We start from the raw sequence: 17,902 nt of genomic DNA, 5'->3' as shown, positions 1-17,902 counted from the left end.
TGACGCTGCGGCCATCAACGCGCCGGCGGTTGTTCTCCCAGCGGCACCACCGCCATGGTCAGACGCGACACACAACTGGCCTTGCCTTCATCGCTGGTCAGGCGGATGTCCCAGACGTGGGTGGTGCGGCCGATGTGAATCGGTTTGGCCACCGCCGTCACCCGCCCGCTGCGCAGGCCGCGCAGATGGTTGGCGTTGATTTCCAGGCCCACGCAATAGAACTTGCTGGCGTCGATGCACAGGTAACTGGCCATCGAGCCGACCGTCTCGGCCAGCACCACCGAGGCGCCGCCGTGCAGCAGGCCGTAAGGCTGATGGGTGCGATGGTCGATGACCATGCTGGCCGTCAGCGATTCCTCGTCAAAGGACTCGAAGCGAATGTCCAGCACTTCGCCGATGGTGTTTTTCTGGATTGCGTTCAACTGCTCGATGTTCGGAGTGGTGCGCCACAAGGTCATCGCAGGCTTCCTTTGTTGTTTTGATCGACGCTCAATCCTGCCACAGCACCGCCTCGCTGCGCTCGCTCCATTCTTCGAAACGGGCCCCGTAGGTGTCTTCGATGATGTTGCGTTTGATCTTCAGGGTCGGCGTGAGGAAGCCGTTCTCCACCGCCCAGCTGTCCTTGACCACCACCAGCCGACGCAGGCGCTCGTGCTTGTCGAGCACGGCGTTGACCTCCTCCAGCAATTTTTCCAGGCTCGAATGCAGCGGCGCGCGGGGCTCTTCCCGGCCCACCGCCGAGAGCACGCACAACCCCAGCGGCGCACTCAGGCCATCGCCGACCACGCAGACCTGCTCGATCCGCGAATGCACCGCCAGACGGTTTTCGATCGGCGCCGGGGCGACGTATTTGCCCTTGCTGGTCTTGAAGATTTCCTTGAGCCGCCCGGTCAGGCGCAAGCGCCCTTCGGCGTCCTGTTCGCCCTTGTCGCCGGTGCGCAGGAAGCCGTCTTCGGTGAGGGTCTCGGCGGTTTTCTGCGGTTCCTTGAAATAGCCGAGCATGTTCGCCTGGCTGCGCACCTGCACTTCGCCGGACTCGTCGATCCGCACTTCAACTTCGGGGCACGGCCGGCCGATCCAGCCTTCCTTGTATTGCCCCGGCAGGCAGATGTGCGAATAACCGCAGCTTTCGGTCATGCCGTAGACCTCCAGCACGTCGAGCCCGAGTTTCTGATACCAGCGCAACAGGGTCAGCGGCACCGGCGCCGCACCGGACAGCGCCACGCGCAACGCATCCAGCCCCAACCCCGCCAATACCTTGTGGCCGATCCGTTTGCCGATAAAGGGCAGACCGAGCAGGAAATCCAGACGTTTTGCCGGGATCTTGCTGTAGACGCCCATCTGGAACTTGGTCCAGATCCGCGGCACCCCGAACATCGCCGTCGGCCGCGCCCGCTTGAGATCGGCAAGAAAGGTGTCGAGGCTTTCGGCGAAAAAAACTGTCTGCCCGGTATAGATCGACGCCAGTTCAACGAACATCCGTTCGGCCACATGACACAGCGGCAGATACGACAGCAGCCGGTCGTTCTCATTGAGGCCGAACAACTGCGTGCCGCGCGTCGTCGCAAACCCGAGATTGGCGAAGCTGTGCATCACGCCCTTGGGCTGGCCGGTGGTGCCGGAGGTGTAAATGATCGTCGCCAGTTGCTCGGCGGCGGGACGCGGATCGTCCTGGATCGGCGAGCTGCGTTGCACATCGTCCCAGTTGAAATCGAACGTACCCAGTGGATGCAGCGGCAGGCTGACCGTCGTCAGACCGGCCGGCACGCCTGGCGACATACCCTGCCAGTCATCAAGTTTGCCGATAAACGCCAGCACGCTTTCCGAGTGGGTCAGCACCTGATTCACCGATTCGGCGGTGAGGTTCGGATAGAGCGGCACCGAGACATGCCCGGCCATCCAGATCGCCAGGTCGGCGATGATCCAGTGCGCGCAGTTTTTCGAGATCAGGGCGATGTGGCTGCCTTGCGGCAACTCTCGGGAGCGCAGCCAGTGCGCCGCGCAGCGGGCCTGATGGCCGACGTCGGCCCAGGTCAGTGTCTCGACCTGCCCGCCGCCGATCGGCTGCACCAGAAAACGCTGACGCGGGTGCCGGGCCTCGCGTTCGTAAAACACGTCCAGCGGCAAACGGAAGGCGGAAGACATTCGACTCGCTCCTGTTTTTTGGTCTGGAGCAAGCGTAGTCAACCAAGCAAGTGCTTGGTTGACTATTTCATACAAAAAATTTCAGGGATGTTTAAGGCTGTTGAGCGTCATCGAGCCGATCAGCAACTCGCTGTGTTCAAGCTCGGCGAGCCCGGCGGTGCTGACCTTTTCCGGTGGATAGCCCGCACCGTGTTGCAGGTAGCTGAGCAGATTGCCCACCAGCGGATTGTGGCTGACCAGCAGCACGTTGCTCACCGACACCAGTTGCTCGGCCACGCGGTCCGGGTCAACTTCCGGGGTCAACCACTCGACTGTACGGATTTCCGGCTCGAAGCCCAGCGCCTCGCGCACCAGTTGCGCCGTCTGCTGCGCCCGCAGGTACGGGCTGGCGTAGATGGCGGTCAGCGGCTGACCCATCAAACGGGCCGCGCTGCTCAACACTTCCTTGCGACCGTGGGCGGTGAGTTCTCGCTCGGAGTCGGGGCGCGAGCCATAGGGCTCGGCCTCACCGTGACGCAATACCCAGAGTTTCATAGCTTGGGTTCCTCATCCCGGGCCGGATGCGGTGCCGGCGCGACAACGTGTGGCGCTTCACCTTCCGGCGTACGCGGCGCCGGCCAGTCGGCGAACGGCCAGGGTTTCTGGTCGCTGTGGAAGCTGCCGAAACGGCCGATCTGCGCCAGAAACTGGCTCAGGCTGTCGCCGAAATTCATCAGGCTGGCGCTTGGGGCGCCATAGAACAAACGATAGATCAACTGCACCAGCACCACCGCGCCGAGGATGAACTGCGCCACCTGCCAGACCAGGATGTAAACAATCATCCACAACACCCGCAGGAGGATGGATTCATATTTGGCTTCGGTTTTCGGATCGTTCATGGCCTGCTCCCTGCTGAATCAGTTGAAACCACTGGTGGAAATAAAGTCGACATCGGTTTTCGGTTCGGCACGCATCAGCAGACCGATCACCTGCTCAAGCGTGCGCCCTTCAAACAGGATTGCATGCAGTCCGGCGACCAGCGGCATGTACACGCCGACCTCCTGGGCCTTGGCCTTGAGCACTTTCAGGGTGTTGACCCCTTCGGCCACTTCACCCAGGCGCGACACCGCTTCGTCGAGACTCAAGCCCTGACCGAGGGCGAAACCGACCTGGTAGTTGCGGCTTTTCGGCGATGAGCAGGTGACGATCAGATCGCCGACCCCGGCCAGACCGAGGAAGGTCATGGGGTTGGCGCCCTGATTCACCGCAAACCGGGTCATTTCGGCCAGGGCGCGGGTGATCAGCATGCTCTTGGTGTTCTCGCCCATTTCCAGCGCCACCGCCATGCCGGCGATGATCGCGTAGACGTTTTTCAGTGCGCCGCCCAGTTCCACGCCGAAACGGTCGGCGCTGGCGTAGACGCGGAAAGTGCGGCCATGCAATGCGGCCTGCACGGCTTTGCAGAGTTCTTCGTCTTCGCTGGCAACCACGGTGGCAGTCAGCGCGTGCTCGGCGATTTCCCGCGCGAGGTTTGGCCCGGACAGCACGCCGATACGTGCCTGCGGGGCGATCTCTTCGAGGATCTGGCTCATCAGTTTGAAGGTGTGGGCTTCGATGCCCTTGGTCAGGCTGACCAGCATCTTGCCGCTCAGGCGTTCGGCGTGTGCCGCCAATACCGTGCGCAGCGCGCTGGACGGCAACGCGACGAAACACAAATCGCAGGCGTCGAGGGTTTCCTGCAGGTCGGTGACCGCGGTCACGCCGGGCAGAATCCTGATGCCTTTGAGGTAACGCGGGTTCTCGCGATTGACCCGGATGGCCTCGGCCTGTTCGGGGTCACGCATCCACTGCCGGACTTGATGGCCGTTCTCGGCCAACAGATTGGCCACGGCGGTACCGAAACTTCCGCCTCCCAGGACCGCAATCGGGCGCTGTTCAGTCATATGTAATCCGTTAATCCATACCAGTGGCGATGCCGGCATTATACGGAGCGTCCCCTTCTCGGACAGCCCCGGCGTCAATTACCCGCACTTGTAGGAAGAAGACCAATAAAACCGAGGAAAATGCCTGCAACGTGACTGGAAAAGTCGTCGACCTCGGTTAACATGCGCGCCAATTCTTTGCTATCAAGGCTGCGTCGTGTTTTCTGGCCCCCCTTCCCCGCGTTCGTCCCTGCTGCTGGCGCTGCTGTTCAGCCCGGTGCTGTTGGCGGACGACCTGTTTGTCGACAGTGAGGCCTTGCCGCAGATCCTGACCGCCACGCGGCTGAAACAGTCGCCGGCGGAAGTCCCCGGTAGCATGACCGTGCTCGACAGCGAACTGATCAGCGCCAGCGGTGCCCGGGACATCAGTGAACTGCTGCGCCTGGTGCCGGGGATGATGGTCGGCAATATCAGCGGCAATCAGGCGGCGGTGAACTATCACGGGACCAACGCCAGCGAAGCCCGACGCATGCAGGTGTTGATCGACGGCCGCTCGGTGTACCGCGCCGGTCTGGCGACCGTGGACTGGAGCGATATCCCGGTGGCCATGGAAGACATCGAGCGCATCGAAGTCTTTCGCGGCCCGAACACCGTCAGCTACGGCGCCAATGCGCTGATGGCGGTGATCAACATCATCACCCGCAACCCGGCGGACAGCCACGGCACACGACTGAAGCTGACCCGCGGCCAACGCGGCATCAACGATTTCTATGCCAGCCAGAGCACCGGCTGGAATGGCGGCGACCTGCGTCTGTCGCTGTCCGGCCAGGAGGACGACGGCTTTGACAGCGACCGCACCGGCGCCGATTACCGCGACAACCGTCGCTTGAACCGCTTCAGCCTCGCGGTCAGCCAGACCCTGAGCGACAACCAGAGCCTGGACTGGCAGGTCAATGCCAAGGACGGGACCAATCAGCGGCCTTACACCTACCGCCCGGTGTTCTCCGGAATTACCGCTGCCGGGAACAATTCCGACGTGGTTGCCAAGGACTACGCCGGTTCGGTGCGCTGGAACCTGGACATCAACCCCGATCACAGCCTTTATGTACAAGGCTCGGCCCAACACTGGGATCGCCAGCAGACCTGGCGCGCCTGTGACGCCGAAGTGTCGTTCAGCCCGCAGTTGACGGAGCTGTGGCAGCTCAACCCGAACTACACCGAACGCCTGGCCCGCAACATGACGCTGTTCACCGGCCCCGGCGCACCCGCCGGCACGCCACAGGAAATGACCCTGGCCAATCAGGTGCTGGACCAGTGGCGCAACGGTGCGCGCCAGACCCTGTGTGGCGACATCGACCAGAGTGCCCGGGAATCGCGCTACGACCTGGAGTTGCAGGACACCCTCAGCCTGTCCGATAGCCTGCGTCTGGTCAGCGGCCTGAACTATCGTTACGACCGGGCCGATTCCGAGACCTATTTCAACGGCACGCTGGACGACACCACCTGGCGCGCCTTCGGCCAGCTGGAATGGCGCGCCAGCGAACACTGGCTGTTGCAGGGCGGCGCCATGTTCGAAGACACGCAATTGATCGGCAGTTCGCTGACGCCCCGGTTTGCGGTCAACTACCTGTTCAACCCGCGCCACAGCCTGCGCGCGGTGTATTCGGAAGCCATCCGTTCGCCGGACATGTTCGAGAACAACGTCAACTGGAGTTATCAGGTGACCAACCTGCGGCCTGCCGCCTATGGCCAGTCTTCGGCGCGCTACTTCGTCAAGACCCGGGGCCCCGGCGATCTCGACCAGGAACACATGCGCTCGCGGGAGCTGGGCTACAACGGCTATTTCCCGGAGTGGGGCTTGGCGCTGGACGTGAAGCTGTTCTACGACGAAATCACCGGGATGATCAGCGAGCCGCTGCGCAACAATCAGTACATCGCCAGCAACGCCAACGATTCGCGGTTTCGCGGCACCGAGACGCAACTGGACTGGCGCCTGAGTGCGGCTGACCGCTTGCGCCTGACATACGCCTTCGTCGACGCCGAGGCGAGCAATCCGCTGGATCAGCAATTCACCGCGCGCAACAGCGGTTCGGCGGGCTGGCTGCGCGATTGGGGCCACGGCTGGAACAGCGCCCTCTTCTATTACGGTGACAACGCGCTCAACGGTTACCGCTTCGAGCGGGTCGACACCCGGATCGCCAAACGCATCGCCCTGGGCAAAGCCCAGCTGCAACTGGCCGGCGTGCTGCAACAACGCCTCGACCATGAGCCGACCACCTTCGTCGACAACAATTACGACGAACGCCGCGTGGTGTATTTCAGCGCCGAGCTGGAGTTCTAGATGCGTTACGCCCTGTCACGGAAGATGCCAACGCTCGGCCAATGGCTGGCCGGGCTGTGTCTGTTCCTGACAGCGTGGCTGCATGGCGTGGCCGTGCAGGCGGCCGATATTCTGCTGACCGGCGCCGAGGAAAGCCCCGGTGTGCAGTCCTTCGTTCAGGCCCTGAGCGAACTGCGCCCCACCGACCGCGTGCATTTCCAGCCACTGGCCAGCCTGCCGGCGCCGGGCAAGTTGCCGTCGAGCCTGCGCCTGATTCTGCTGGATCTGCCGAGCCTCGACTGGCGCATGCAGGAATCCCAAGGGCCGGCGACGTTGGTCCTGCGCATCAGCCGTTTGCAGGCCCGGCAACGCTTCGGCGACGCGCAACCGCCCCACTTGAGCCTGCTGTGGGCCGATCCGCCGCTGAGTCGTCAGTTGCAACTGATCCGCCGGATTCTGCCCCAGGCCGGGCGCGTCGGCGTGCTGTTCGATCAGCACAGCGAGTTCCTGCTCAAGGAGCTGCAATCGGCCGCCCAGCCGCTGAATCTGCAAATCGTCCCGCAGCGCTGGGACAACACCCATGACAGCCGCCCCTTGCAGACCGTGCTGAAAAGCAGCGACGTGCTGCTGGGCCTCGACGACCCTGACCTGTACAACCCGAAAACCGCGAAGAACCTGTTGCTCAGCAGTTACTCTCGGCAACTGGCACTGGTCGGGCCGAATGTCTCGTTCGTTCGCGCCGGCAGCCTGGCCAGTACCTACAGCGATCAGAACGACTGGCTGGCCGTCCTCGACGAACTGCTGGACCGGCCACCGGCCACCTGGCCGCGCACGCTCTACCCCGGGCGTTTTAAAGTCTCAAGTAATGCGCAGGTGGCTCGTTCCTTAGGGATAGAACCGATGAATGAAGCGTCTGTTGCTGCAGAGCTGGCCGAAGGAGAGCGCCGCCCATGATATTCCGCCGTTGGGACATCAACACCCGCACCCAGTTGATCAGCCTGGGCCCTGCGCTGTTGCTGACCTTGCTGCTGATCAGCTTTTTCACCTTCGTGCGCATTCAGGATTTGCGTCAGGAGCTGAACCACACCGGCCAGTTGATCGCCAACCAACTCGCACCGGCCACCGAGTACGGGGTGATTTCCGGCAATAACGAAGTCCTGGAAAGCCTGCTCAAGGCCACGCTGGCCACGCCGAACGTGCGGTTTCTGGAAGTGCAGGACAGCGCCAACCGGATTCTGGCCTACGTCGAACAGCCGGCGGATGCGCACAATCGTCCGCATCAGGTCGAGGTGTTCCAGGCACCGGTGCGGCTGCAACGCATCGCCTTGCACAACGATTTCTTTCAGGACGGCAAAAGCAGCCCCGGGGTGGCCAGCGAGGATTATCTGGGGCGGGTGATCGTCGGTCTGTCCAACGATGCCTTCAGTCAGCGCCAACAGGAGATCCTGCTCAAGGCCGGGATTCTGGCGTTGTTCGCCCTGCTCTTCACCTTTGTGCTGGCGCGGCGACTGGCCGGCAGCCTGTCGCAGCCGATCCGCGACATCGGCAATGCGGTCAAGGCGATTCAGGAGGGCGACTACAAAACCCCGCTGCCGATCGTCGATGACACCGAGCTGGGCGCACTGTCCCAGCACATCAACAACCTGGCCCAGGCGCTGGAGCAGGCCAGCCGCGAACAGCATCAGGCGATGGCGCAACTGATCCAGACCCGCGAAGAGGCGGAAAAGGCCAACAACGCCAAATCGGATTTCCTGGCGATGATGAGCCATGAGCTGCGCACTCCGATGAACGGCGTGCTGGGCATGCTGCAATTGCTGGAAACCACCGACATGACCGAGGAGCAGGTCGAGTACGCGGCGCTGGCTTCCGAGTCCACCGAGCACTTGCTCAAGGTGATCAACGACATTCTGGATTTCTCGCGCATCGAACGTTCGGAGCTGGAGCTGGAGCACATTCCGTTCAACCTAGCCGACCTGATCGGCGCCTGCGCCCATTCCTTCCAGCACAGCGCGGCGCAACGCGGGTTGGCCCTGCAACTGCGGATCCCCGATGACATGCACGACTTGCAGGTACAGGGCGATCCGACGCGGATCCGGCAGATTCTGGTCAACCTGGTGGGCAATGCGCTGAAGTTCACCGAGCAGGGGCGCGTCAGCATCGAGGCGCAGTGGCAGTCGCTGGATCACGAGTTGTTGTGGTTCACCTGCGCGGTGCGTGACAGTGGCATCGGGATTTCGCCGCAGAGCCTGGAGCTGATGTTCAACGCGTTCCAGCAGGCCGACAGCTCGATTTCCCGTCGTTATGGCGGCACCGGCCTGGGCCTGCCGATTGCCCGCACCCTCGCCGAGCGGATGGGCGGCACCTTGCGTGCCCAGAGTGAAGAAGGTCGCGGCTCGGTGTTCACCCTGGAAATACCACTGGCCCTATATAAGCAGGCACTGCCCGCGCTGGCGGCACCGCGCGCATTGAACGGTAACCGTCACGGCGAAGGACGCCATGTGTTGCTGGTCGAGGACAACCCGGTCAACCAGACCGTGATCGAAGCGATGCTGCGCAGCCTGGGCTTTACCGTCAGCGTCGCCACCGATGGCGTGCAGGCGGTGCGCAGTGCCGGGGACAGCCGTTTCGAAGCGATCCTGATGGATTGCCGCTTGCCACTCATCGATGGATATGAGGCGACCCGACAGATTCGCCGCCTGCCCGGCTGCGGCCAGGTGCCGATCATCGCCCTGACCGCCAACGCGTTGCAGGGTGATCGCGAAAACTGCCTGTCGGCGGGGATGAACGATTACCTGGCCAAGCCATTCAAACGCAATGACCTGCAGCAGATTCTGCAGCGCTGGGTGCAGTAGAGAGGCCCTTTCGAGCATCTGCGACTGGCGTGAAAAGCGAAAGTGCGGCAGTCTTAGGCACCCGAACGGGCCTCAAAAGGGGCTTGATTAAAAATTTCAGTGCACAAGTGTACATTCATGTCCTTGGTGCTGTGACTTTCACCACAACGCAATAGTCTATGAGTAGGCTGCCGGTTCGAGGCATGAACGCGTCGATCGGCCGGGAAGATTTGCCCCACCTGCCGCATGGGATTATTGAGGAGCTCGCATGACCAAACAAAACGCCTTTACTCGGGAAGACCTGCTGCGCTGCAGTCGCGGTGAGCTGTTCGGCCCAGGTAACGCGCAACTGCCCGCCCCGAACATGCTGATGGTGGATCGCATCACCCTGATCAGCGAAGAAGGCGGCAAGTACGGCAAAGGTGAATTGGTCGCCGAGCTGGATATCAACCCTGACCTGTGGTTCTTCGCGTGCCACTTCGAAGGCGATCCGGTGATGCCGGGCTGCCTGGGTCTGGACGCCATGTGGCAATTGGTCGGCTTCTTCCTGGGCTGGCAAGGCCTGCCGGGCCGCGGCCGTGCGCTGGGTTCGGGCGAAGTGAAATTCTTCGGCCAGGTCCTGCCGACCGCCAAGAAAGTCACCTACAACATTCATATCAAGCGCGTCCTCAAGGGCAAACTGAACCTGGCCATCGCCGACGGTTCGGTGACTGTCGACGGTCGCGAAATCTACACCGCCGAAGGCCTTCGCGTCGGCGTGTTCACCTCCACTGACAACTTCTAAGGGTTATTCGCATGCGCCGCGTCGTTATCACTGGTCTGGGCATCGTTTCGTGCCTGGGCAATGACAAAGAGACCGTCTCCGCTAACCTGCGTGCAAGCCGCCCTGGCATCCGGTTCAACCCGGAATACGCCGAAATGGGTCTGCGTAGCCAGGTTTCCGGCTCCATCGACCTCAACCTTGAAGAGCTGATCGATCGCAAGATCTATCGCTTCGTCGGCCACGCAGCGGCTTACGCCTACCTGGCCATGAAAGACGCCATCGCCGACTCCGGTCTGACCGAAGAGCAGGTGTCCAACCCGCGTACCGGCCTGATCGCAGGTTCCGGCGGCGCATCGACCCTGAACCAGATGGAAGCGCTGGACATCCTGCGCGAGAAAGGCGTCAAGCGCGTCGGCCCATACCGTGTAACGCGGACCATGAGCAGCACCGTTTCGGCGTGCCTGGCCACACCGTTCAAGATCAAGGGCCTGAACTACTCCATCGCTTCTGCCTGCGCCACCAGTGCTCACTGCATCGGTACCGCCATGGAACAGATCCAGATGGGCAAGCAGGACATCGTTTTCGCCGGTGGCGGTGAAGAAGAGCACTGGAGCCAGTCGTTCCTGTTCGACGCGATGGGCGCACTGTCCAGCAAGCGTAACGACACCCCGGAACAAGCTTCCCGCGCCTACGACGCCGACCGTGACGGTTTCGTCATCGCCGGTGGTGGCGGCATGGTGGTGGTCGAGGAACTGGAACACGCTCTCGCCCGTGGCGCGAAGATCTACGCGGAAATCGTTGGCTACGGCGCGACTTCCGACGGCTACGACATGGTGGCTCCAAGCGGCGAAGGCGCGATCCGCTGCATGCAGCAGGCGCTGTCCACCGTCGACACCCCGATCGACTACCTGAACACCCACGGCACTTCGACTCCGGTCGGCGACGTCGCGGAAATGAAAGGTGTGCGCGAAGTGTTCGGCGACAAGGCCCCGGCCATCAGCTCCACCAAGAGCCTGTCGGGTCACTCCCTGGGCGCCGCCGGCGTTCACGAAGCGATCTACTGCATGCTGATGATGGAAGGCAACTTCATCGCCGGTTCGGCCAACATCGACGAACTGGACCCTGAAGTGGCCGACCTGCCGGTGCTGACCAAGACCCGCGAGAACGCCACCATCAACACCGTGATGAGCAACAGCTTCGGCTTCGGTGGCACCAACGCCACCCTCGTGCTGAAGCGCTGGGAAGGCAAGTAATTCCCTTCCGCTGAGCCGCACATGAAAACGCCCCGACTGGTTCGGGGCGTTTTTTTTGCCTGGAGAAAGGCATTTTCAGCGGCGCCAAGATGAAACGTTTGTCATGCAACTTACCGCCCTGCGACTGAATGTCGCGGTTTCTGCGGGCTCCAGCGCTGTTGCAGATTTCGCAAGAATACATTGCACAAATCGGGCGTTTACTTAGCAGGCTAACAAAATCTATAACAGAGTCCTGCACACGCCTTGCTGCAGATAACTTGAGATTTGGAGCTAGCAGATGACTGTAAAAGTAACTGAACGCGACGATTCACACATGTCCCATGAAGGCGTAGCCGCCGGCGTACGGATCTGGGATGTGCATCAACAAGACTTGCTGGTCGGCATGTTCCACAACGAGATCGACGCCCACAACTACAAGGCCGAACTGGAACTGCAGGAACAGCAGCGGGATCGGAAATCCGCCTGAAACAAAACCACAGCATTGAAAACGACAAACCCCGCCATGAGCGGGGTTTGTCGTTGTTGAGTGCTTCAGGGCCGCTTCGCAGCCCGGCGAGACCCGATTACCACATCAGATCATCAGGGATCACATAAGCCGCGTACGGATCGTCCTCGGCATTGACCTCTTCGACCTTCTCGTTGAGCTGTACGATGCGCTGTGGATCGCGCTCCTGAATCTTCAGGGCCGCCTCACGAGGAATCACTTCGTAGCCGCCAGCGTGGTGCACGATCGCCAGCGAGCCGCTGCTGAGCTTGTTGCGCATCAGCGTGTTGACGGAGATGCGCTTGACCTTCTTGTCGTCGACGAAGTTGTAATAGTCCTCGGTCGTCAGCTTCGGCAGACGCGAGACCTCGATCAACTGTTTGACCTGCGCGGCGCGGGCCTTGGCCTCGGCCTTCTCCTGCTGCTGACGGTTCAGCTCCTGGTCGCGCTTGACCTTCTCGGCCTGGGCTTCCTGGGCAGCACGCTGCTGGGAGTCGTCCAGTTCGATCTGGCCTTTGTGGGCCAGGCGCTGTTGTTTCTGTTTGTCTTTGCTGACCTGCTTGGCCTGCTTTTGGTTGACCAGTCCTGCCTTGAGCAACTGGTCGCGAAGGGAAAGGCTCATTGATGCTTACTCACTTGGGCAACGGCTCAGCCGCAGCTGGGCAAATTCTTTTCCTGACGTTTGGCTTCGCCCCACAGGGCGTCCAACTCTTCGAGGGTGCAATCTTCCATGGGTCGGTGGGTGTCGCGCAATGCCTGTTCGATAAAACGGAAACGTCGCTCGAACTTGGCGTTGGCGCCACGCAACGCAGTTTCCGGATCGACCTTCAGGTGCCGGGCCAGATTGACCACCGAAAACAGCAGATCACCGATCTCGTCGGCCACCGCTTGCGGGTCATTTTCGGACATGGCTTCGAGCACTTCATCGAGTTCTTCACGGACCTTGTCCAGCACCGGCAACGCATCCGGCCAGTCGAAACCGACCTGCCCTGCGCGCTTCTGCAACTTGGCCGAGCGGGACAACGCCGGCAACGCAGCCGGCACATCGTCGAGCAGTGACAGTTGCTGCGGCTCGGCGGATTTCTCGGCACGCTCTTCGGCCTTGATCTCCTCCCAGCGCTGCTTGACCTGCTCTTCGTTCAAACGCGGCACGTCCAGCGGCGCATACAGATCGCCAGTGGGGAACACGTGCGGATGGCGACGGATCAGCTTGCGAGTGATGCTGTCGACCACCCCGGCGAATTCGAACCGCCCCTCCTCCCGCGCCAGCTGGCTGTAATACACCACCTGAAACAGCAGATCGCCCAACTCGCCCTGCAAGTGGTCGAAGTCGCCGCGCTCGATGGCGTCGGCGACTTCGTAGGCCTCTTCAAGGGTGTGCGGGACGATGGTCGCGTAAGTCTGCTTGATGTCCCATGGGCAACCGTACTGCGGGTCGCGCAGACGGTTCATCAGATGCAGCAGGTCTTCAAGGCTGTAGATCGGTTTCATGGAGTCCGGTTACGCCGCGTTTCGATGATGTTCGGCAACTGGGAAATCCGCCCCAGCAACCGCCCCAGCGCGTCCAGCCCCGGAATCTCGATGGTCAGGGACATCAGCGCGGTGTTGTCCTCCTTGTTCGAGCGGGTGTTGACCGCCAGCACGTTGATCCGCTCGTTGAGCAGCACCTGCGAAACGTCACGCAGCAGACCGGAACGATCGTAGGCGCGGATGACGATATCCACCGGATAGGTGAGCACCGGCACCGGGCCCCAGCTGACCTGGATGATCCGCTCCGGCTCGCGCCCGGCCAGTTGCAGCACCGAGGCGCAGTCCTGACGGTGAATGCTCACGCCGCGGCCCTGGGTGATGTAGCCGACGATCGCATCGCCCGGCAACGGCTGGCAGCAGCCGGCCATCTGGGTCATCAGGTTGCCGACGCCCTGGATCTGAATATCGCCGCGCTTGCCCGGTTTGTAGCCGGTCGCCTTGCGCGGAATCAGTTCCAGCTGTTCGTTGCCGCGTTCCGGCTCGACCAGTTGTTGCGCGAGGTTGACCAGTTGCGCCAGACGCAGGTCGCCGGCGCCGAGGGCGGCGAACATGTCCTCGGCGGTTTTCATGTTGGCCTTGTCGGCCAGCTTGTCGAAGTCCACCGCCGGCAGGCCGAGGCGATTGAGCTCGCGCTCGAGCAGGGTCTTGCCCGCCGCGACGTTCTGATCGCGCGCCTGCAACTTGAACCAGTGCACGATCTTCGCCCGCGCCCGGGACGTGGTGACGTAGCCGAGGTTCGGGTTCAGCCAGTCGCGGCTCGGAGTGCCGTGCTTGCTGGTGATGATCTCGACCTGTTCACCGGTCTGCAGGCTGTAGTTGAGCGGAACGATGCGCCCGTTGATCTTCGCGCCACGGCAGTTGTGACCGATTTCGGTGTGCACGCGGTAGGCGAAGTCCAGCGGCGTCGCGCCCTTCGGCAAGTCGATGGCGTGACCGTCCGGGGTGAAGATGTAGACCCGGTCCGGCTCGATATCGACCCGCAGCTGTTCGGCCAGACCACCGATGTCGCCCAGCTCTTCGTGCCACTCGAGGACCTGACGCAGCCAGGAGATTTTCTCTTCGTAGTGATTGGAGCCGGACTTGACGTCGGTGCCCTTGTAGCGCCAGTGCGCGCAGACACCGAGTTCGGCCTCTTCGTGCATCGAATGGGTCCGGATCTGGACTTCCAGCACCTTGCCTTCCGGGCCGATTACCGCCGTGTGCAGCGAGCGGTAGCCGTTCTCTTTCGGGTTGGCGATGTAGTCGTCGAACTCTTTCGGGATATGCCGCCACAGGGTGTGGACGATACCGAGCGCGGTGTAGCAGTCGCGCATTTCCGGCACCAGCACGCGCACCGCACGCACGTCGTAGATCTGGCTGAACTCCAGACCCTTGCGCTGCATTTTGCGCCAGATCGAATAGATGTGTTTGGCCCGACCGCTGATGTCGGCTTCGACGCCGGTGGCCTGCAGTTCGTCCTTGAGCTGGGTCATCACGTCGGCGATGAAACGCTCACGATCCAGCCGCCGCTCATGCAGCAGCTTGGCAATCTGTTTGTATTGATCGGGTTCCAGGTAACGGAAGGACAGGTCCTCCAGTTCCCATTTGATATGACCGATGCCGAGTCGATGCGCGAGCGGCGCATAGATGTCGAACACTTCCCGGGCGACCCGGTTACGTTTTTCGTCGTCGGCGGTTTTCACTGCACGGATCGCGCAGGTGCGTTCGGCAAGTTTGATCAGCGCGACACGCACGTCGTCGACCATCGCCACCAGCATCTTGCGCAGGTTTTCCACCTGGCCCTGAGTGCCGAGCACCATCGACTGGCGCGGGCTGAGGCTGGCACTGATCGCCGCCATGCGCAGCACGCCGTCGATCAGCTTGGCGACCACCGGGCCGAAGCGCTGGCTGACCGCTGCGAGTTCAATCTGGCCTTCGCGTACGCCGCGATACAGAACCGCGGCAACCAGCGAATCCTGATCGAGCTTGAGGTCGGCGAGGATCTCGGCGATCTCAAGGCCCGTGCTGAAACTGCCGCTGCCTTCGGACCAGAGATTCTTCGCGGCATTGGATTGCTGCTCGGCCTGGCGAGCGTACTCGCAGGCCTCTTTCAAGGCTTCGCGATCCAGTGCCAGATCGACACTGACCGCGTGATCGAGCCAAGCCTCGAGATTGATACTGCCGTCAGTGTTGATCGGCTGGTGTGCTCTCACCTGTACCATCTTGCTTTACCTTCCCTACGACGCAGATTCAATGCGTCAAATCACTGACCGTCAATGCCCGTTCGCGCTCGCGGGGCCAAGGCGAGCGCTACGGACGACCAGTCGGATCAGACGAGCCATCCTGGCTCGCTTCAAATAACGCCATGGCCTCGACATGTGCCGTCTGAGGAAACATATCGAGAATCCCGGCACGTTTTAACCGGTAGCCCTGCTTGATCAATTCGACCGTATCGCGCGCCAGAGTTGCAGGGTTGCACGACACGTACACCAACCGTTTGGCGCCCAAGGCCGCCAGCTTGCGCACCACCTCGAAAGCACCGTCGCGCGGTGGGTCCAAGAGTACCGCAGAAAAGCCGTTTCCGATCCACTGGGCATCGGTCAAAGGCTGGGATAAATCGGCCTGAAAAAACTTTGTGTTATGCAAATTGTTGCTGGCGGCATTCGCTGCCGCGCGATCGACCATGGTCTGCACGCCTTCGACCGCCACCACTTCACGCGCAGCTTTCGCCAGCGGCAGGGCGAAGTTGCCGAGGCCGCAAAACAGGTCGAGCACGCGCTCATCGCTCGTCGGTTTCAACCAGTCCAGCGCCTGGGCGACCATGGCCTCGTTGACCCCGGCATTGACCTGGATGAAATCCCCCGGCCGGTAGGCCAGTTGCAGGTCCCATTGTTCCAGGCGGTAACCGAGCGACTGTGCATCATCCACCGGCTGCGGTTCGCCTTCGCCATGCAGCCAGAGCTGCGCTTCATGGAACGCGCAGAAATCCTTGAGGATCGTCAGGTCGGCCTCGGACAGCGGCGCCATGTGACGCAGCAGTACGGCGAGTGACGAGCCACTGAACAATTCGACATGCCCCAGCGCCTGAGGTTTGCTCAAGCGTCGCAGCATATCCGGCAAGCGGGTCATGATCGGCTGCAAGGGCTGTACCAGCACCGGGCATTCGCTGATCGCGACGATGTCCTGGCTGCCGGCGGCGCGGAAACCGACTTCGAGCTTCTTGGTCTTGCTGTCCCAGCGCACGGCGATCCGGGCGCGGCGACGGTAGCTGAATTCGGGGCCGGTCAACGGCGCCGCCCACTCTTCGGGCTCGGCACCGGCGACTCGCGACAACTGCTCGGCGAGCATGCGCTGTTTCAGGGCAAGCTGTTCGTTGTGGGGCAGATGCTGAACGCTGCAACCGCCGCAACGGCCGGCGTGCTGGCAAGGTGCGGGACGACGCAATTGACTGGCGCTGAACACGCGCTCGGTGCGCGCCTCGACCACTTTGCCGTGGGCGCCGAGCACTCGGGCTTCGACCTCTTCACCCGCGAGGGCGCCGAGGACGAACCAGGTTTTGCCTTCAAAAAACGCGATGCCGCGACCGTCATTGGCCAGGCGCTCGATGCTCAGGCGCTGCTTTTTGCCGGTCGGGATTTGCGCGGCCTTGCTGCCGCCGGTGGGCTGGAAGCGCAGGCCTCTCTCATGCTTGGCCATCAGTTGGGCGCGTCGAAAATGCCGGTCGACAGGTAACGGTCGCCACGGTCGCAGATGATCGCGACGATCACCGCGTTTTCAACTTCTTTGGACAGGCGCAGCATCGCTGCCACCGCACCGCCCGAGGACACGCCGCAGAAGATGCCTTCTTCGCGGGCCAGACGCCGGGTGACGTCCTCGGCTTCGCTTTGCGCCATGTCGACGATGCGGTCAACGCGGTCGGCCTGGTAGATCTTCGGCAGGTATTCCTGCGGCCAGCGGCGGATGCCGGGAATGGCCGAGCCTTCCATCGGTTGCAGGCCGATGATCTGCACGTTGTCGTTCTGTTCCTTGAGGTAACGCGACACGCCCATGATGGTGCCGGTGGTGCCCATGGAGCTGACGAAGTGGGTGATGGAGCCCTGGGTCTGACGCCAGATTTCCGGGCCGGTGGTGGTGTAGTGCGCTTCAGGGTTGTCGCCGTTGGCGAACTGATCCAGCACCTTGCCACGGCCTTCGGCTTCCATCCGCTGGGCGAGATCGCGAGCGCCTTCCATGCCCTCTTCCTGGCTGACCAGAATCAGCTGCGCGCCGTAAGCGGTCATCGCCGCCTTACGCTCGGCGCTGGAGTTGTCCGGCATGATCAGGATCATCTTGTAACCCTTGATCGCGGCGGCCATCGCCAGGGCGATCCCGGTGTTGCCCGAGGTCGCTTCGATCAGCGTATCGCCTTCGTGGATCTGCCCGCGCAACTCGGCACGGGTGATCATCGACAGCGCCGGACGATCCTTGACCGAACCCGCCGGGTTGTTCCCTTCGAGCTTGAGCAAAAGGGTGTTGCTGGTGACACCGGGCAGGCGCTGCAAACGCACCAGCGGCGTGTTGCCGACGCAATCGGCGATGGTTGGGTACTGCAAGGTCATGGCGTTTTTCGCAATCCGGACAGCGGGGGCGCCTATCATACCGGCAAACCTGCGCAGGCCATATCACGCAAAGTGTGGTGCTTATGGTTTATTGGAAT

16 protein-coding genes are annotated in these 17,902 nt (G+C 62.1%); 6 read left to right on the top strand and 10 right to left on the bottom strand.

Features of this window, described 5'->3' with window-relative positions:
- Positions 1 to 14: 14 nt before the first annotated feature.
- The 5 genes from ACM6JM_RS14990 to ACM6JM_RS14970 form a co-directional block, all read right to left on the bottom strand.
- Positions 15 to 458: a hotdog fold thioesterase gene (locus tag ACM6JM_RS14990; protein WP_007957810.1), complete on the bottom strand. Its 444-nt coding sequence runs from the start codon at positions 456 to 458 to the stop codon at positions 15 to 17.
- Between the two features lie 31 nt (positions 459 to 489).
- On the bottom strand, positions 490 to 2,145 hold the full coding sequence (locus ACM6JM_RS14985; protein ID WP_414882127.1) for an AMP-binding protein: 1,656 nt from the start codon (positions 2,143 to 2,145) through the stop codon (positions 490 to 492).
- Between the two features lie 81 nt (positions 2,146 to 2,226).
- The gene (gene sixA / locus ACM6JM_RS14980) at positions 2,227 to 2,679 is read right to left on the bottom strand and encodes a phosphohistidine phosphatase SixA (RefSeq protein WP_007957806.1); all 453 of its coding nucleotides are present in this window, start codon (positions 2,677 to 2,679) and stop codon (positions 2,227 to 2,229) included.
- Positions 2,676 to 3,023 carry a DUF4389 domain-containing protein gene (locus tag ACM6JM_RS14975; RefSeq protein ID WP_039772859.1) on the bottom strand — a complete coding sequence of 116 codons (348 nt, stop codon included), beginning with the start codon at positions 3,021 to 3,023 and terminating at the stop codon, positions 2,676 to 2,678. The genes sixA and ACM6JM_RS14975 overlap by 4 nt, the downstream gene beginning before the upstream one ends.
- Positions 3,024 to 3,041: 18 nt before the next feature.
- Positions 3,042 to 4,067: an NAD(P)H-dependent glycerol-3-phosphate dehydrogenase gene (locus tag ACM6JM_RS14970; protein ID WP_064598625.1), complete on the bottom strand. Its 1,026-nt coding sequence runs from the start codon at positions 4,065 to 4,067 to the stop codon at positions 3,042 to 3,044.
- 196 nt (positions 4,068 to 4,263) lie between these two features.
- Between ACM6JM_RS14970 and ACM6JM_RS14965 the strand changes: the two genes are divergently transcribed.
- The 6 genes from ACM6JM_RS14965 (at position 4,264) to ACM6JM_RS14940 (ending at position 11,679) form a co-directional block, all read left to right on the top strand.
- A complete protein-coding gene (locus tag ACM6JM_RS14965; RefSeq protein ID WP_414882126.1) occupies positions 4,264 to 6,387 on the top strand; it encodes a TonB-dependent receptor plug domain-containing protein in 2,124 nt (707 codons plus the stop codon).
- Positions 6,388 to 7,320: an ABC transporter substrate-binding protein gene (locus ACM6JM_RS14960; protein WP_414882125.1), complete on the top strand. Its 933-nt coding sequence runs from the start codon at positions 6,388 to 6,390 to the stop codon at positions 7,318 to 7,320.
- On the top strand, positions 7,317 to 9,218 hold the full coding sequence (locus ACM6JM_RS14955) for an ATP-binding protein (protein ID WP_163976153.1): 1,902 nt from the start codon (positions 7,317 to 7,319) through the stop codon (positions 9,216 to 9,218). Before ACM6JM_RS14960 ends, ACM6JM_RS14955 begins: the two co-directional genes overlap by 4 nt.
- Positions 9,219 to 9,465: 247 nt before the next feature.
- Positions 9,466 to 9,981: a 3-hydroxyacyl-[acyl-carrier-protein] dehydratase FabA gene (fabA, locus tag ACM6JM_RS14950; protein WP_003227150.1), complete on the top strand. Its 516-nt coding sequence runs from the start codon at positions 9,466 to 9,468 to the stop codon at positions 9,979 to 9,981.
- Between the two features lie 11 nt (positions 9,982 to 9,992).
- Positions 9,993 to 11,213 (top strand): beta-ketoacyl-ACP synthase I, encoded by a 1,221-nt coding sequence (fabB, locus tag ACM6JM_RS14945; RefSeq protein ID WP_007957797.1) that lies wholly within the window; start codon positions 9,993 to 9,995, stop codon positions 11,211 to 11,213.
- Positions 11,214 to 11,490: 277 nt separating this feature from the next.
- On the top strand, positions 11,491 to 11,679 hold the full coding sequence (locus ACM6JM_RS14940) for a hypothetical protein (protein WP_039772867.1): 189 nt from the start codon (positions 11,491 to 11,493) through the stop codon (positions 11,677 to 11,679).
- A gap of 97 nt (positions 11,680 to 11,776) precedes the next feature.
- Here the strand turns inward: ACM6JM_RS14940 and ACM6JM_RS14935 are convergent, their stop codons facing one another.
- From ACM6JM_RS14935 to cysM, 5 genes are all read right to left on the bottom strand, one after another.
- Positions 11,777 to 12,319: a DUF2058 domain-containing protein gene (locus tag ACM6JM_RS14935; RefSeq protein ID WP_007957793.1), complete on the bottom strand. Its 543-nt coding sequence runs from the start codon at positions 12,317 to 12,319 to the stop codon at positions 11,777 to 11,779.
- A 26-nt stretch (positions 12,320 to 12,345) separates the two neighbouring features.
- Entirely contained in the window at positions 12,346 to 13,179 is an 834-nt protein-coding gene (mazG, locus tag ACM6JM_RS14930; protein WP_041475600.1) for a nucleoside triphosphate pyrophosphohydrolase, read from the bottom strand.
- A gap of 5 nt (positions 13,180 to 13,184) precedes the next feature.
- Positions 13,185 to 15,428, bottom strand: coding sequence for a GTP diphosphokinase (gene relA / locus ACM6JM_RS14925; protein WP_007957789.1), 2,244 nt, complete (start codon positions 15,426 to 15,428; stop codon positions 13,185 to 13,187).
- Positions 15,429 to 15,516: 88 nt separating this feature from the next.
- Positions 15,517 to 16,902, bottom strand: coding sequence for a 23S rRNA (uracil(1939)-C(5))-methyltransferase RlmD (gene rlmD, locus ACM6JM_RS14920; RefSeq protein ID WP_414882124.1), 1,386 nt, complete (start codon positions 16,900 to 16,902; stop codon positions 15,517 to 15,519).
- Positions 16,902 to 17,804, bottom strand: coding sequence for a cysteine synthase CysM (gene cysM, locus ACM6JM_RS14915; protein WP_039772872.1), 903 nt, complete (start codon positions 17,802 to 17,804; stop codon positions 16,902 to 16,904). The genes rlmD and cysM overlap by 1 nt, the downstream gene beginning before the upstream one ends.
- Between the last annotated feature and the right edge of the window lie 98 nt (positions 17,805 to 17,902).

Source organism: Pseudomonas sp. IT-P2 (assembly GCF_949767575.1).
In the GTDB taxonomy this organism is placed as follows: Bacteria; Pseudomonadota; Gammaproteobacteria; order Pseudomonadales; family Pseudomonadaceae; genus Aquipseudomonas; species Aquipseudomonas pharyngis.
Note: the sequence above shows the minus strand (reverse complement) of the source record. Positions and strands in the feature narration are given on the sequence as shown.

Coding starts and splice junctions, on each gene's coding strand:
- ACM6JM_RS14990 (WP_007957810.1), bottom strand. CDS start 458: ATGACCTTGTGGCGCACCACTCCGAACATCGAGCAGTTGAACGCAATC.
- ACM6JM_RS14985 (WP_414882127.1), bottom strand. CDS start 2,145: ATGTCTTCCGCCTTCCGTTTGCCGCTGGACGTGTTTTACGAACGCGAG.
- sixA (WP_007957806.1), bottom strand. CDS start 2,679: ATGAAACTCTGGGTATTGCGTCACGGTGAGGCCGAGCCCTATGGCTCG.
- ACM6JM_RS14975 (WP_039772859.1), bottom strand. CDS start 3,023: ATGAACGATCCGAAAACCGAAGCCAAATATGAATCCATCCTCCTGCGG.
- ACM6JM_RS14970 (WP_064598625.1), bottom strand. CDS start 4,067: ATGACTGAACAGCGCCCGATTGCGGTCCTGGGAGGCGGAAGTTTCGGT.
- ACM6JM_RS14960 (WP_414882125.1), top strand. CDS start 6,388: ATGCGTTACGCCCTGTCACGGAAGATGCCAACGCTCGGCCAATGGCTG.
- ACM6JM_RS14955 (WP_163976153.1), top strand. CDS start 7,317: ATGATATTCCGCCGTTGGGACATCAACACCCGCACCCAGTTGATCAGC.
- fabA (WP_003227150.1), top strand. CDS start 9,466: ATGACCAAACAAAACGCCTTTACTCGGGAAGACCTGCTGCGCTGCAGT.
- fabB (WP_007957797.1), top strand. CDS start 9,993: ATGCGCCGCGTCGTTATCACTGGTCTGGGCATCGTTTCGTGCCTGGGC.
- ACM6JM_RS14940 (WP_039772867.1), top strand. CDS start 11,491: ATGACTGTAAAAGTAACTGAACGCGACGATTCACACATGTCCCATGAA.
- ACM6JM_RS14935 (WP_007957793.1), bottom strand. CDS start 12,319: ATGAGCCTTTCCCTTCGCGACCAGTTGCTCAAGGCAGGACTGGTCAAC.
- relA (WP_007957789.1), bottom strand. CDS start 15,428: ATGGTACAGGTGAGAGCACACCAGCCGATCAACACTGACGGCAGTATC.
- rlmD (WP_414882124.1), bottom strand. CDS start 16,902: ATGGCCAAGCATGAGAGAGGCCTGCGCTTCCAGCCCACCGGCGGCAGC.
- cysM (WP_039772872.1), bottom strand. CDS start 17,804: ATGACCTTGCAGTACCCAACCATCGCCGATTGCGTCGGCAACACGCCG.